The organism is Micromonospora sp. DH13 (genome assembly GCF_020873825.1).
GTDB classification, from domain to species: domain Bacteria; phylum Actinomycetota; class Actinomycetes; order Mycobacteriales; family Micromonosporaceae; genus Micromonospora; species Micromonospora haikouensis.
The window spans coordinates 32,497-46,198 of the sequence record NZ_JAHWGR010000001.1 but is presented as its reverse complement, the minus strand read 5'-3'; the positions used below and the strand labels follow the sequence as shown (position 1 = coordinate 46,198).

The following is a 13,702-nucleotide window of genomic DNA, read 5'->3' as shown; positions in this document are numbered from 1 at the left end:
GACTGCCTCCCTCGGGCGCGCGGCGGCGCGGCGTGAACTCGCCGTCACGCGGGACGACTGCCGCCACGGTGCGCGCACCGCCGTCACCGAGGCGTCAATGCCGGCCCACCCACCGACACGACCAGCAGTGACGCTGCGTTGATGAATCCTGTGGACAATCCATGCTCCGCCTGAGAAGACGACCCCGATGGCGACAAATATTCGCAGTTGGCGGGCACTTCGCCGTCCACGATGGCAGCAGCCACGCCTGACCCCATGTTGACTCACCGTAATCACTGTTGTTAATCTTCAAGCGGGCCAGCCCGGCGGTCGCGACGCCCGAGCCGCGCCGCGTGGCGCCACCGGAGACAGTGGCGCCCCCGGGCGAGCGCGCCGGGACGCACGAGGAGTCCGGACGAGGTCCGGTGCAGGGGGTGCCGCCGTGACCGCTGATCCGCCCACGTCGACCGCGGGCGACGGCCCCGCCCCGGACGTCTCGCTGCACCTGCTCGGCGGCTTCCGCCTGCTGCACGACGAGACCCCCGTCGTCGTGCCGCGCGGCCTGCAGCGGGTCCTCGCGCTCATCGGGCTGCGCCCCGGCGCCACCCGCAGCCACCTCGCCGGCCTGCTCTGGCCCGAGGCGCCGGAGGAACGGGCACTGTCCTCGCTGCGCACCGCGCTGTGGCGGCTGCGCCAGGACCCGTGCTGCCCCCTGGTCACCAGCGGCGACACCACCCGCCTCGACCCCCGCGTACGGCTCGACGTCGACGACCTGACCAGCACCGCCGCCCGCGTCCGCGACGGCGACGACCCGGGCAGCACCGGCACCGCCCTCACCGCCGGCCGGCACGACCTGCTCCCCGGCTGGTACGACGACTGGGTGCTGCTGGAACGGGAACGCCTGCGCCAACTGCGGCTGCACATGCTCGAACAGGTGGCCCGCAACCACCTCGCGGCGGGACGGCACGGCGAGGCCCTGGAGGCCGCGCTGGAGGCCATGGCGGCGGAACCACTACGCGAGACCCCGCACCGGCTGGTGGTGCGGGTCCACCTCGCCGAGGGCAACGTCTTCGAGGCCGTGCACGCCTTCTACGCCTACCGCGACCTGCTCCTGCGGGAACTGCGCCTGGAGCCGTCCCCGGCGATGACCGCCCTGCTGCACGACACGCTCGCGCCCATCCGGCAGGCCAGCCGCCCGACGCCCCCCGAGCCGCGCAGGCCGGGCGCGTCACCGCAAACACACCCACGGTGACGGCAACGTGACAGATCGGTCGGCATGGTGGTCGCAGAAGCGGTGCCACGGTCGCCCGACCTTGATCCAGGAGCACCGCCGGCGGGAGGGACCCATGAGTCGTCTACTGATCGTCAGCAGGATCATCCCCGGCGCGGAGGGACGCGTGGCGCAGATCTTCGCCGAGTCCGACGCGACGGAGTTGCCGGGCCTCACCGGGGTCCGGCACCGCTCCCTGTACTGCCTGCACGACCTGTGCGTACACCTGATGGAGACCGCCGACGTCGACGCCGACGCCCTCGCCGCGGCCCGCAACCACCCGCTCTACCTCCAGGTCAACGAGCGGCTCTCCGCGCACACCTCGCCGTACCTGCCGACCTGGCGCTCGCCGCGCGACGCGATCGCCGGCTGCTTCTACAGCTGGGACGCCACCTCGTCGGTCGGTGCCGCCGGCACGGCCGGCTGAGCGGGAGGGCCGCGACCATGGTGGCCAACCCACCGCACGTGGTGATCATCGGGGCCGGCACCGGCGGCCTCTGCCTGGCCCACGGGCTGCGCCGGGCCGGGATCGGCGTCTCCGTCCACGAACGGCACACCACCCGCGCCGACGGGTTGCTCGGTTACCGGGTCGGCATCGGACCCACCGGCAGCAGGGCGCTGCGGGAGTGCCTCCCGCCGGAGCTGTTCGACATCTTCGCCGTCACCTGCGCCCGCGGCCCCCGCTACTTCAACGTCGTCACCGAGCGACTGCGGCAGACCGCCTCGTTCCCGCTGCGCCCGGACACCGACGACGTCGGCACCGAACGCTCGGTCGCCCGGATGACCCTGCGCCAGGTCCTGCTCACCGGCCTGGAGGACACCGTCGAGTTCGGCAAGACGTTCACCCACTACGACCAGCGCGACGACGGCACGGTCACCGCGCACTTCGCCGACGGCACCACGGCGACCGGCGACCTGCTGGTCGCCGCCGACGGCACGCACTCCGCCGTCCGCCGCCAGTACCTGCCGCACGCGGTGATCCGCGACGCCGGCACCATCAACATCGCCACCCGGATCCCGCTGACCGAACACACCCGCTCGCTGCTGCCCGAACGCGTCGCGCAGGGCATCTCGCTGGTCTTCGGCGCGGGCGGGACGATGGGCGTGCTGCACGTGATGGAGTTCAAGTGGGACCGCAACGGCGACGTCAAGCCCGGCGTCGCCGCCGCCGACGCCGACCTGTTGCGCCGCTGGCCCGGCCTGCGCCACGACACCACCCGAGACAACATCAACTTCATCATCTGGAGCACGGCCCGCCGGTTCCCCGCCGACGTCATGAGCCGACGCGGGGAGGACCTCGTCCGGATCGCCCAGGAACTCACCCGCAACTGGCACCCCCACCTGCGGGAACTGCTGGCCCGCAGCGACCCCGGCAGCGCCCTGCCCATCAGGGTGTCCACCTCCGAGCCCGTACCGGCCTGGAAGAGCAGCACCGTCACCCTGCTCGGCGACGCCATCCACACCATGACCCCGGGGCGCGGGGTCGGCGCGAACACCGCCCTGCGCGACGCCGCCCTGCTCTGCCGGCAGGTCAGGTTGGCCGCCGCCGGGGAGAAGACCCTGGTGCAGGCCGTCGCCGACTACGAGGCCGCCATGCTGCCGTACGGGTTCGCCCGCGTGCACGACTCGCTGCACCGCAGCGGCACCAGCGGTGACGACCGGATCTACCGTCCGGTGATCGGGCGGCTCGCGCTGCTCGGGGCGCGCGGCTACTTCGGCATCACCAGTCGGGTGCCCCGGCTGCGGCGCAAGTTCGTCGACGACTTCTACACCTATCGCGGCGAGGAGGACTGAGGACGTCGTCTCACTCTCGGTAGCCCCGGTGCCACCCCGGGTTCGAAGTGCCCCACCAGCACCGGAAGCCGCCGGACCTCCCTGTCGCCGACACGGCGCGTGTGCGAAGCTGCGACGGATTTTTCTCGCGACTTTTCACCGATGCTTCTCAAAGAGGGAGGTTCGACGTGCCGTCGAGTTTCGGGCAATGGCTGATCGTGATCCTGGCACTGCTGGTGGGTACGGCGGCCGGATGGGCGCTGCGTGGCCGGCAGGAGACGCCCTCCGGCGCGACGCCCATCGTGGAGGGTGACCCGGTCGCCGGTGTGGCGGTGGTGTCCAGCCCCGCCCCCGAGGCCACCGTCGACGAGCAGCGGCCGGAGGCGACCGTCGCGCCGGCGTCGGCCCCGGTCGCCGTCCTCGACCAGCCGACCCCGGACACCGCCTCCCCCACCCCGACCGGCGGGGTCCTCGGCGACGCCGACCCGGCCGCCTTCACCCCCACCGCCGCTGCCAACTCCGCCGACGCCCCCACCACCGTCGACGCCCCGGAGCCGGCGACGGTGACGGAGCCCGAGCCGGTCGCCACGACCCCGGCCGAGCCGACGGACACGACCCCCACCGAGCACGTCGCCGTGACGCCTACCGAGCCGGAGCCCGCCACGGAGCCCGAGCCCGTCGCCGTGACGCCCGCCGAGCCGACGGACACGACCCCCACCGAGCCCGTCGCCGTGACGCCCGCCGAGCCGGCGGAGACCACGGACGCCGAGCCGGCGGCCGGGGCTGTCGAGCCGGTGGAGACCGCGCCGGTCCCACCGGTGGCGGAGGCCGAGGCCGAGGCCGTCCCGCCGGTGGCCGAGAGCGCGCCGGCCGAGCCCGTCCTGCCGGCCGAGCCCATGGCCGAGCCCGTGTCGGAGCCCGCAGCCGTGGCCGAACCCGTGTCGGAGCCCGGAGCCGGAGCCGCGACGCCCGTCGTCCCCGCGCCGCGTACCCCGGTCGACGACGCCCTGCCGCCGACCGCCGACGGCTCCGAGGCGCAGGACGCCCCGGTCGAGCCCGCGCCGGTCGCCGCCGGGGCGGCGGCGGACACCGGGTCGGCCGACGACTTCCGTCGTATCCAGGGCATCGGCCCGAAGATGGCCGCTGCGCTCCAGGACGCCGGCATCCGCACCTACCGGCAACTCGCCGACCTCGACGAGGCGGCCCTGCGGGAGACGATCCGCGCCGCCGGCCTGCGGGCCGCGCCCAGCCTGGCCACGTGGCCCCAGCAGGCCAAGGTCCTCGCCGGCGCGCCGGCCGAGGCCGACCGGGTGCTCCCGGCGGGTGGCGCCGACGCCTGACGGGGCCGCCCCGAAGGCGTAGCACCAGTCGGGGCTGGCCAGCGGGTTGCGGGCCACGCTCCGGGTGACACCGGGATCCCCGCGTGCCGCCGACATCGCTGCCCCGTCCGTGCAGGTGCGGACGGGGCAGCGGCCGTTTAGCCGCTCGTGGCGGTTGGGTACATCGGGCTCACCTCGAAAACACCACTACCCGGGAGGAAGCCATGCGGCGCGGCCCGTCGATTCTGGGAATCATCCTTGTCATCTGGCTGGTCATCGGCGCCATCGCCGCTGGGCAGCGGGGCTACTACAACGGCGACGACACGAACTGCGCCGAGGCGGGCACCATCCTGGTGACCATCGTCGCCGGGCCGTTGAACTACATCGGCGCCAACCCGAAGGTCGACTGCGAGCTTCCCGAGCCGTCCAAGTAGGACGAGCGGCACGGCACGAGCGGCCCGCCCCCCTTGCGGGGGGCGGGCCGCTTTCGCTTCGCGTCTGCTGCGAGCTTCGTGGACAGTTGCCGTCACGAGCGAACCCGAACCGTCCACGATCTGCAGCGGTGCGCGCCGACCGCGTCGAGCGGGGCGAGCCGAGAGCGTGGGTCAGCGGAAGCAGTGGGCGATCGTGACCTTGCTGCCCACGCAGTTGGTGGGCCGGTTCTCGATGACGACGCTGGCGTCGTCGACCCTGACCTGGGCCCGGTCGGCGAAGATCCCACCCGGGGGCAGGGTCGCGCTGTTGTCGACCACCTTGCTCTTGAACAGCGAGAGCTGCCCGGCGACGGTGTAGATGCCGCCGCCGGTGGACTTCGCGCCGACCGCGGCGTTGCCGCTCACCTCGCTGGTGCGTACCAGGGTGTTGGAGCGGTCGGCGAAGATGCCGCCGCCGTTGCCCCGGGCGTGGTTGCCGCTGACGACGCTGTCGTCCATCGGCAGCAGGCCCTGGACGCTGGAGATGCCCCCGCCGTTGCCGCTGGCGGTGTTGCCCTGCACGACCAGGCCACGCAGGACCAGTACCGCGTCGGAGTTGGCGATGCCGCCGCCGATCTTGGCGGTGTTGTCCACGACCCGGGTGTCCTCGACCTTCGTCCGGGCCGAGAAGCTGGCCAGGCCGCCGCCCTGCCCGGCGATGTTGTGCGCGAGGATGGTGGTGGCGATGTCGGCCGCGCCCCGGTAGTTGGCGAGCCCACCGCCGTAGCCGTTGGCGCTGTTGTCGCGGAACTCGGTCTTCGTCATGGTCAGCACGCCGCCGTTGAGCATGCCGCCGCCCTTGCCCTCGGCGCCGGCGGCCGAGTTGCCGACGAACCGGCTCTCGCGGACCACCATGTTGCCGTCGTTGAAGACCCCGCCGCCGCCCTCCTTCGGCGAGACGGACGTGCTGCCGACGACCGTGGTGCGTTCGAGGACGGCCGTGGCCCCGTGCACGACGTGGACGCTGCCCCCCTCCGAGGTGGACCGGCCGTTGCGCAGGGTGACGTCGCGCAGCGTCAGCTCGCCGCCGTCGCGCACCGTGAAGAAGCGGAAGGTCTCGGCGTTCTCGCCCCGGGCGATGGTCGCCCCGGAACCCTCGACGGTGATCGCCTGGTAGATCACCGGCAGGCCGGTGTTGTCGTCGCCCGGCTGGCGCGGCGGCAGTTCGGCGTCCCCGGGGGTCTCGGCGGCGTCGGCGGCCTCCCGGGCGTCGCGGATGCCGCCGTCGTACTCGTCGGGCTGCTGGAAGGCGTGGCTGAGCGTGTAGGTGCACTTCGGCGCGAGCCGCACCGTCGCCCCGCCCTCCGCGTTCGCCTGCACGAGCGCGGCGACGAGCCGGGCCGAGTCGCAGGGCACGGTGAGCAGCGGCGGCCGGCGCGTGCCCGGCCCGTCCGGCTTGCCCTCCGGCTTGCCGTCCGGGGCGTCCGCCCCCTCCGTCCTGCCCTCGGGCCGGCGGGGACCGCCCGGGGCGCCCTCGTTCGTCCACTGCCCCCCGTCGGGGCCGTCGTCGCGCACGGCCGCCGCCTGCTGCCCCTGGTCGGTGACGCCGGGAGCGCGGTCGGCGGCCAGGGCGGCGACGCCGGTGACACCGGCCGCGCCGACCACCAGGCTGCCGGCCACCACGCCGCCGGCTAAGAACCACCGTGACCGTCGCCTGCTGGGCGTCGCTCGCCGGTTGCCCTGGTACGTGAACATCACGGTCCTGCCTCTCCTGCACGAAATGACGCGGCGGCACCGGAACGGGGCGCCGGGTGGCGTACCTCGCGGGGGCCACCGAAGGTCACGATACGGAGAGGAAACGGGCAAGTCAGGCGTACGTGAATAAACGTATGATTCACGTCGAGAGGGTGATTCAGTCGGCCCCGGGGGAGGTCCCCCCGCCGCTCAGCCGCCGACGTGGATGCCGGGGCGGCGCGACGGGTCCCGCTCCGACTTGCGGATGATCTCCCGCACCACCGGCGGGGTGTCGCCGCGCCCGAGGATCAGATAGCGCAGCAGGTGGGCGATGGGGTTGCCCTCGGACCACTCGAAGTGCGCGTGCGGGCGGACCCCGGTGGCGTCGCGCAGCGCGAGCAGGATCGCGGCGATCGCGTTCGGCACGGCCGGGCTGGCCGCCCGCAGCACCCGATAGCCGCCGACCTCCACCCCGTGCACCCGCAGCACCCGGCTGAACTCCGACGGGTCGACCACGTCGACCTCCAGGAAGAGCACGTCGGCGGCACCCGGGACCGGGTTCATGCCGCGCTGCGCGCGCTCCTTGACCGTGTACTCCTTCACCGCCCCGCTGTCGCGCTTGTTGGCGATCAGGTGCAGCCGCCCGTCGTGGGCGACGGACTCGGCGACGAACCGGCGGGCTTCGTCGTCGAACTCGATGCGGTCGGCGCGCAGTTCCGTGGTGCGGGTGACCCGGGAGATCAGCGAGACGCCGATGATGCCCGCGATGAACAGGCCGGAGATGGCGATGCCGTCCGGCTTGGCGACCACGTTCTCCGTGAGGGCGTAGAGCAGGACGACGGTCAGCACGGCGAAGCCGACCGCCGCGAACCGGTGGCGGGCGCGGGCCGTCGCTATCGTCACCGCCACCGCGGCGGAGACCATCATCGCCAGGATCCCGGTCGCGTACGCGCCGGCCTGGGCGTTGACGTCCGCGCGGAAGGCCACGGTGATCACGATGCTGATCAGCGTGTAGACGATCACCACGGGGCGTACCGCCCGGCCCCACTCGGGCGCCATCCCGTACGAGGGCAGGTAGCGGGGCACGATGTTGATCAGCCCGGCCATCGCCGAGGCGCCGGCGAACCAGAGGATCAGCACGCTGCTGACGTCGTAGGCCGTGCCGAAAGCCTCGCCGAGCCGCTCGTGCGCCAGCCAGGCCAGCGCCCGGCCGTTGGCCGCCCCGCCCGGCCGGAACTCCCGCGCGGGGATCAGCACGGTGGTGACGAGGGTCGTGGCCACCAGGTACACCGACATGATCAGCGCGGCGGCGGTGAGCAGCCGGCGCGTGTTGCGGATCCGGGCGGCGAGCCGACGCTCGGCGTCCGGGCCGTCACCGCGCACCAGCGGCATCATGCTCACCCCGGTCTCGAAACCGGACAGGCCCAGGACCAGCAGCGGGAACGCCAGCACCGCCGGGCCGACCAGGCCGGCGACCCCGCCGCCGCCGGCCGTCAGCGCGGCGGCCCAGTCACCCAGGGTCGCCGGGTCCGCGACGATCGCCGCCACGCCCGCCGCGACGATCACCGCGTTCAGTCCCAGGAAGACCACCACCAGGGGCACCGCCACCGTCACCGCCTCGCGGAACCCGAGCAGGAACACCCCGCCGAGGACCAGCAGCAGCACCACGGTCACCGCCACCGCGGCGAGGGTGCCGCGCGGGAACGACGCCGGCAGGTACGGATTCTCCAGCAGGTGGACGGTGGCGTCGGCGGCGGACAGCGTGATCGTGATGATCCACGAGGTGGCCACGAAGCCGAGCAGGACGAGGACGAAGACCTTGCCCCGCCAGAACGGCAACAGCCGCTCCAGCATCGCCACCGAGCCCTGCCCGTGCGGGCTCTCCCGGGCCACCCGCCGGTACATCGGCAGCATCCCGAACAGGGTCAGCGCCACGATCAGCAACGTCGCCACCGGGGAGAGCGCCCCGGCCGCCAGCGCGGCGATGCCGGGCAGGTACGACAGGGTGGAGAAGTAGTCCACCCCGGTCAGGCACATCACCTGCCACCAGGGGTGCGCCCGGCCCTGGGCCTCCCCGGTCTCCGGACCGACCGGCGGCACCCGGTGCTGGAACAGCCAGCGGCCGAACCGGCCGGCGGGCTGCCGGGGGCGGGTCGCCCGGTCGACGCAGGCCGGGACCACCACCGGGTCGCCCGGGGCCGCCGCACGCCGGTGGCCCCGGGTCCGCCTCGGCTGCCCGCCGTCCCGCCGCTGCGCCATGCGCGCCCCCTCCACGCCCTGCACCGACCGTAGGCGCAACTCGACGCCCGCTCCGGCCGAACGGCGAGGAAGGTCAGGCTGGCCCGTGGCCGGTCAGCTCAGCGCGGCGGACCAGGCGGCCACGTGGGCGTCGAGGTAGTCGGCGGTGGCCCGCCAGTAGGGTCCGTCGTCCACCCAGATCCGCGCCCACGGCTGCCGGCCCTCCCGGGCACCGGCCTCGAGCAGGTCACACATGGCGCGGGCCCGTCGACCGAGCATCCGGGGCAGTTCGGCCCGCTCCGGGCCGTCGAGGCCGTAGCCGTCGACGAGGGCCCGCAGCCGCGCCGCCGACTCGGGCACCGGCCGGTCCGCCCGCATCCCGGCCATGCTCTGCGCCGCGTACGCCAGCTCCCACGGCCGCGACCCGGGCCCGGCACAGTCCCAGTCGATCAGGACCCAGCCCCGGGGCGAGCGGATCAGGTTCCACGGCGCGGCATCGTGGTGGCAGACGAGATCCTCGCGGTCCGGCGGGATCACCCGCTGCCATCCCGCCGGCTGCGGCGGCACGAAGCCGGCCACCGCGCGGTGCAGGTCGGCCAGGAGCGCCCCGATCCCGGCCAGCTCCCCCGGGGTGTACGTGCCGGTGACGTCGCCGGCCGCGCCGGGCACGTACTCCAGCACCTGGCGGCCCCGGTCGTCGCGACCGAGCGGGCGGGGCGCGCCGGGAAACCCCGCGTCGTGCAGGTGGGCCAGCAGGGCGTCGACGGTGTCGGTCCACGGGCCGGCCGGCCGGCGGACGGTGTCGCCCACCCGCACCACCCCGGCGGTGGCGTTGCCGGGCAGCGGCTCCTCGTGGTGGCTCACCCCGCCATCCTGCCGGCCGGCCCGCCGGTGCACCACCTCGTTACGGGACAGGGGGTGTCCCCGCGCTTCCCCCCCGGTAGCGCGGGGACCCCCCGTACCCGGCTACTGCAGGAACGCCCCGAGGGGCGAGAGCAGCAGCCGACCGAGCGCGGCGGCGTTGTCGTCCAGCCGTACGCGCTCACACTCGCGGGCCTCCGGATCGTGCCGGCAGCGCCAGATCTTCTGGGCGTTGCGCCAGGCCACGTTGCGGGTGTACTCGACCAGTTCGCCCTGGTACCAGTCGTCGATGTCGCCGTTGAGCATGTCGATCATGAGCTGCCAGTTGTCCAGGTAGCCGCGTCGCAGCTCCGGGATCCGCTCGGCGAAGATCTGATTGATCTCCAGGTAGTCGCGGTGCTGGTCGGTGCCGTCGACCGGCTCGGACTCCAGGCTGTCGAACGTGGTCACCAGCGCGAACGGCAGATCGAAGTTGATGTGGGCGTTCACGCCGGCGGCGGCCGACGGCAGCGGCCGGGCGTCCGGGCCGCGCATCCGCCGGAACAGGCAGGCCCAGGCCCGGGGGGTGGCCGGGCTGGACTCCGTCCAGTAGCGCAGCGCGTCGAAGTAGCGGGCGGCGAACTCCACGTCGAGCCGGGCCAGGAAGACCGGGTCGGCGAAGCGGTCGTCGTACAGGCCGTTCAGCACGCTGGTGGTGATGGTCAGGTACAGCTCGTTGAAGTCCGCCAGGGGGCAGCTGCGCTCCAGCGGGGGCAGCCGCACCAGCAGGTCCTGGAGCTTGGTGAGGTGGTCGACCACCGCCGGCACGTCCGCCGGGTGGTCGGCGAGCAGTCCCACGATGTCCTGGTGCACCGGGCCCCAGACCGGTTCGCCCATCCCCATTCGTCCTCCCCCCTGCGCGCCGCGCCATTCCCGTGCCGCGGCGTCGGGGCACAGCCTCTCAGCCGTGGTCCGTCCGGCGGATCAGTAGAACGACGTATAAGCGGGCGACGGGCGTACGTCGTGGCGGATCTAATCCGGACGGTTACGCAGGAAGATCGCGCTGGCCTGCACGCGGGTGCGCACCTGGAGCTTGTCGAAGATGTGCGACACGTGCACGCCGATGGTGCGTTCGCTGATGAACAGCCGCTGGCCGATCTCCTTGTTGGTCAGCCCCTCGGCTACGGCAGCGAGCACCTCGCGTTCCCGGGCCGTCAGCATCGTCAGCTCGTCGCCGGACGGCTCGTCGCCGGCCACGGACCGCCCCTCGGCCGACGCACCCCGGTCCTCCAGCGTCACCCGGGCCCGGGTCGCCAGGGTGCGGATCTCGGTGCTCAGCGGCTCCGCGCCGAGCCCCTGCGCCACCTGGTACGCCTCGCGCAGCAGCTTGCCGGCGGTGGCCGTGCGGCTGCGGCGGGCCAGCAGCGCCTCGGCCTGCCGCAGCCGCGAGTACGCCGCCGGGTAGGGGTGGTGGCGGCGGTCCCACTCGGTCACCGACCGGGCCCACAGCTGCGGGTCGCTGCCGTCGAGGCGGCTGACCTCGGCCTCGCACAGCGCCAGGAACCCGTCGACGACGTCGCGCACCGGCCGGGCGGCGTGCTCGCTCTTGCGGGCCACCCGCTCGGCCACCTCGCGTAGCCGGCGCACCGCCGTGGTGTCGACGCTGGCGCGGGCGGCGTGCGCCTCGGCCTCGGCGCGCAGCCCGTGCCAGACCAGGGCGGCGAGGATGCCGACGTCGTCGGAGCGGACCTCGGTGAGGCCGCGCTGCACCGCCTGCCGGGCCAGGTCGTGCCGGCCCTGCCACATGGCCAGCCCGGCGCGCAGGGTCAGCAGCGGGATGACGTGCCGGGCGCCGCCGCCGGCCAGCACGGTGGCCACGGCCTCCAGGTCGCGGTCGGCGGCGGCGATGTCGCCGTACCCGACCCAGAGCCGGCAGCGGGCCAGCAGCAGCTCGACGGCGTCCGCGCCGGACGGGCGGTGCCGCAGCGCCGCCGCGACCACCTTCTCCGCCTCCGCCCACTGCCCCACCCGGAACAGCCCGTTCGTGGCGATGGCCAGCAGCCGGGTCTCGTACGTGCGGCCCAGCCCCAGCTCGGCGACCCGCTCGGCGCCCCGGCGGGCCACCACCACCCCCTCCTCCAGGATGTTCAGCGGCCCGGTCAGCAGCTCCGCCAGGTGCAGGTACGCGCACGCCACGTCCTCGGGCCGGCCGGCCCGCTCGGCGGTGTCGAGGGCCTCCCGCATGACGGCCAGCCCGGCGTCCGGGTCCTCCAGGTAGGCCTCGCTGAAGCCCAGCGCCATGCTGGCCAGCACCACCTCGGAGACGGACCCCTCCACCTGCGCGGCCAGCTCCAGGGCCTCCCGGGCCCGGTCGCCGGCGTCGGCGTAGCGGCCCAGGTGCAGCAGCAGCTCGGCCAGGTGCGCGGCGGCGGTGGCCCGTTCCCGGGAAGTGCAGTCGGCGGCGGCCAGGGCCCGCCGGTACTCCGCCTCGGCAGGCGCGGACCGGCCGGCGGCAGCCAGGTAGCGGGCCCGCCGGATGTGCAACGCGCAGGCCGGAGGCGCGTCCTCGGCGTCGGCCAGCTCCTCCAGCAGGGACAGCGCGCGGGCGTGCTCGCCGCAGTGGTGCGCCGCCTCGGCGGCGTGGCGCAGCAGCTCCGCCCGGTCGGCGGTAAGCCCGCCGCCGGCCGGGGCGACCCCGGCGGCCGGCGGGCCGGCCAGTTGCAGGGCGACCGACCAGTGGCGGTGCGCCTCGGCGTAGCCGTGCAGCCGCTCGGCCTCCTGCGCCGCGGCGACCGCCGCCGGCAGCGCCCGCGCCGGTTCCCCCGCCAACCGCCAATGGTGCGCGAGCCGCGCCTGGTGCAACTCCGCCGGGGCCGTCGTCAGCGCCTCCGCGTAGCGGCGGTGCAGCGCCGAGCGCTCCGCGGGCAGCAGCTCGTGGGCGAGCACCTCCGCCACCAACCGGTGCCGCAGCCGGTAGCCGTCGTCGTCGCCCACCAGCAACCGGTGCGCCACCGCCGCCCGCACCGCCTCGATCAGCTCCCCCTCCGGCAGCCGCGTCACCTCCGCCAACAGCCAGTGCGCCACCGGCTCCACCCCGGCCGCCACCGCGTGCACCACCGCGTGCGCGGCCTGCGGCAACGCGTCCACCCGGGCCAGGAACACCTCCCGCAGCGTCTCCGACAGCCCGTCGCGCCCCTCGCGCAGGTCCCGCGCCAGCTCCTCCACCACGAACGGGTTCCCGCCACTGCGCTGCCACAGCGACTCCGCCGCCTCCGCGCCCAGCGGCCCGCCCAGCACCGCCGCGGCCAACTGCTCGGTGCCCGCCCGGTCCAGCGGGGCGAGGTCGACCACCCGCACCGACCGCAGCCGACGCAGCTCGGTCAGCACCCGCCGCAGCGGGTGCGCGCCCTGCAACGACTCCGCCCGCACCGCCGCCAACACCGACAACTGCAGGTCACCGAGCCCGGCCAGCAGATAGAGCAGCAACTGCCGGGTGCTGCGGTCGACCCACTGCAGATCGTCGAGCACCAGCACCAACGGGCGCCCCTGGGCCACCAGGTGCAGCCCCCGGGAGACCCGCTCCAGCAGGGCGCCCGCCCCGTCCGGGCCGGCCGTCTCGGCGGCGAACATCTGCAACAGCCCGCGCACCGCCGACGACGTCCGTGCGTGCGAGGCCGTCAGCTCGGCGTCGAAGCGCCGCAACGCCTGCAGCAACGGATGCAGGGGGGACGAGTCGCCGATGTCGAGGCACGTGCCGGTGAGCACGAGCGCGCCCCCGGCGCGGAACCGGTCGCCCGCCTCGCGCAGCAGCCGGGTCTTGCCCACCCCGCTCTCGCCCGTGACGAACACCGCCGCCGTCTGCCCCGGACCCACGCCGTCGAGCAGCGCGGACCGCAGCGTCGCGAGGTGGTCGGCACGGCCGACGAGTGGTGCGAGGTCCACATCGCTGGCCATGGTTCGCAGCCTAGTCACAGGTCCCCGGACCGTTCTACGGGTCTTCGCCCCCACTGGTACGCCTCGCGTCGACATTGCGACTAAAGGTTGCGGTAGGCCGACATACGTCGTTCTGCCGATCCCCCGTCGGACCGGTGGTGGGAGTCTCCTGAGGTCGTCAGGCACCAAGCGGGGGGAAAGGC

10 protein-coding genes are annotated in these 13,702 nt (G+C 74.3%); 5 read left to right on the top strand and 5 right to left on the bottom strand.

The features are described 5' to 3' along the window. Nucleotides 1-421 precede the first annotated feature (421 nt). The 5 genes from LPA42_RS00195 (at nucleotide 422) to LPA42_RS00175 (ending at nucleotide 4,775) form a co-directional block, all read left to right on the top strand. On the top strand, nucleotides 422-1,231 hold the full coding sequence (locus LPA42_RS00195) for a BTAD domain-containing putative transcriptional regulator (RefSeq protein ID WP_077940049.1): 810 nt from the start codon (nucleotides 422-424) through the stop codon (nucleotides 1,229-1,231). A 94-nt stretch (nucleotides 1,232-1,325) separates the two neighbouring features. Continuing rightward, nucleotides 1,326-1,676 (top strand): TcmI family type II polyketide cyclase, encoded by a 351-nt coding sequence (locus LPA42_RS00190; protein WP_077940048.1) that lies wholly within the window; start codon nucleotides 1,326-1,328, stop codon nucleotides 1,674-1,676. A gap of 17 nt (nucleotides 1,677-1,693) precedes the next feature. After that, on the top strand, nucleotides 1,694-3,043 hold the full coding sequence (locus LPA42_RS00185) for an NAD(P)/FAD-dependent oxidoreductase (RefSeq protein ID WP_077940047.1): 1,350 nt from the start codon (nucleotides 1,694-1,696) through the stop codon (nucleotides 3,041-3,043). 614 nt (nucleotides 3,044-3,657) lie between these two features. Next, nucleotides 3,658-4,362 carry a helix-hairpin-helix domain-containing protein gene (locus LPA42_RS34300; RefSeq protein WP_077940046.1) on the top strand — a complete coding sequence of 235 codons (705 nt, stop codon included), beginning with the start codon at nucleotides 3,658-3,660 and terminating at the stop codon, nucleotides 4,360-4,362. Between the two features lie 203 nt (nucleotides 4,363-4,565). Next, nucleotides 4,566-4,775, top strand: a complete 210-nt coding sequence (locus LPA42_RS00175; RefSeq protein ID WP_043968875.1) for a hypothetical protein — start codon at nucleotides 4,566-4,568, stop codon at nucleotides 4,773-4,775. Nucleotides 4,776-4,946: 171 nt separating this feature from the next. Here LPA42_RS00175 and LPA42_RS00170 read toward each other — a convergent pair whose 3' ends face one another. The 5 genes from LPA42_RS00170 to LPA42_RS00150 form a co-directional block, all read right to left on the bottom strand. Continuing rightward, nucleotides 4,947-6,509, bottom strand: a complete 1,563-nt coding sequence (locus tag LPA42_RS00170) for a hypothetical protein (protein WP_077940044.1) — start codon at nucleotides 6,507-6,509, stop codon at nucleotides 4,947-4,949. Between the two features lie 189 nt (nucleotides 6,510-6,698). Beyond that, nucleotides 6,699-8,747 (bottom strand): amino acid transporter, encoded by a 2,049-nt coding sequence (locus tag LPA42_RS00165; protein ID WP_077940043.1) that lies wholly within the window; start codon nucleotides 8,745-8,747, stop codon nucleotides 6,699-6,701. 93 nt (nucleotides 8,748-8,840) lie between these two features. After that, on the bottom strand, nucleotides 8,841-9,590 hold the full coding sequence (locus LPA42_RS34295; RefSeq protein WP_198956764.1) for a phosphotransferase enzyme family protein: 750 nt from the start codon (nucleotides 9,588-9,590) through the stop codon (nucleotides 8,841-8,843). A gap of 102 nt (nucleotides 9,591-9,692) precedes the next feature. Next, complete coding sequence (locus LPA42_RS00155) at nucleotides 9,693-10,463, bottom strand: DUF5995 family protein (protein ID WP_043968872.1); 771 nt, start codon at nucleotides 10,461-10,463, stop codon at nucleotides 9,693-9,695. Between the two features lie 135 nt (nucleotides 10,464-10,598). After that, on the bottom strand, nucleotides 10,599-13,520 hold the full coding sequence (locus tag LPA42_RS00150) for a helix-turn-helix transcriptional regulator (RefSeq protein ID WP_077940042.1): 2,922 nt from the start codon (nucleotides 13,518-13,520) through the stop codon (nucleotides 10,599-10,601). Nucleotides 13,521-13,702 lie beyond the last annotated feature (182 nt).

Bases quoted from the DNA above. Each gene is read 5' to 3' on its own strand.
- LPA42_RS00190 (WP_077940048.1), top strand. From the start codon at position 1,326: ATGAGTCGTCTACTGATCGTCAGCAGGATCATCCCCGGCGCGGAGGGA.
- LPA42_RS00185 (WP_077940047.1), top strand. From the start codon at position 1,694: ATGGTGGCCAACCCACCGCACGTGGTGATCATCGGGGCCGGCACCGGC.
- LPA42_RS00175 (WP_043968875.1), top strand. From the start codon at position 4,566: ATGCGGCGCGGCCCGTCGATTCTGGGAATCATCCTTGTCATCTGGCTG.
- LPA42_RS00170 (WP_077940044.1), bottom strand. From the start codon at position 6,509: ATGTTCACGTACCAGGGCAACCGGCGAGCGACGCCCAGCAGGCGACGG.
- LPA42_RS00165 (WP_077940043.1), bottom strand. From the start codon at position 8,747: ATGGCGCAGCGGCGGGACGGCGGGCAGCCGAGGCGGACCCGGGGCCAC.
- LPA42_RS00155 (WP_043968872.1), bottom strand. From the start codon at position 10,463: ATGGGCGAACCGGTCTGGGGCCCGGTGCACCAGGACATCGTGGGACTG.
- LPA42_RS00150 (WP_077940042.1), bottom strand. From the start codon at position 13,520: ATGGCCAGCGATGTGGACCTCGCACCACTCGTCGGCCGTGCCGACCAC.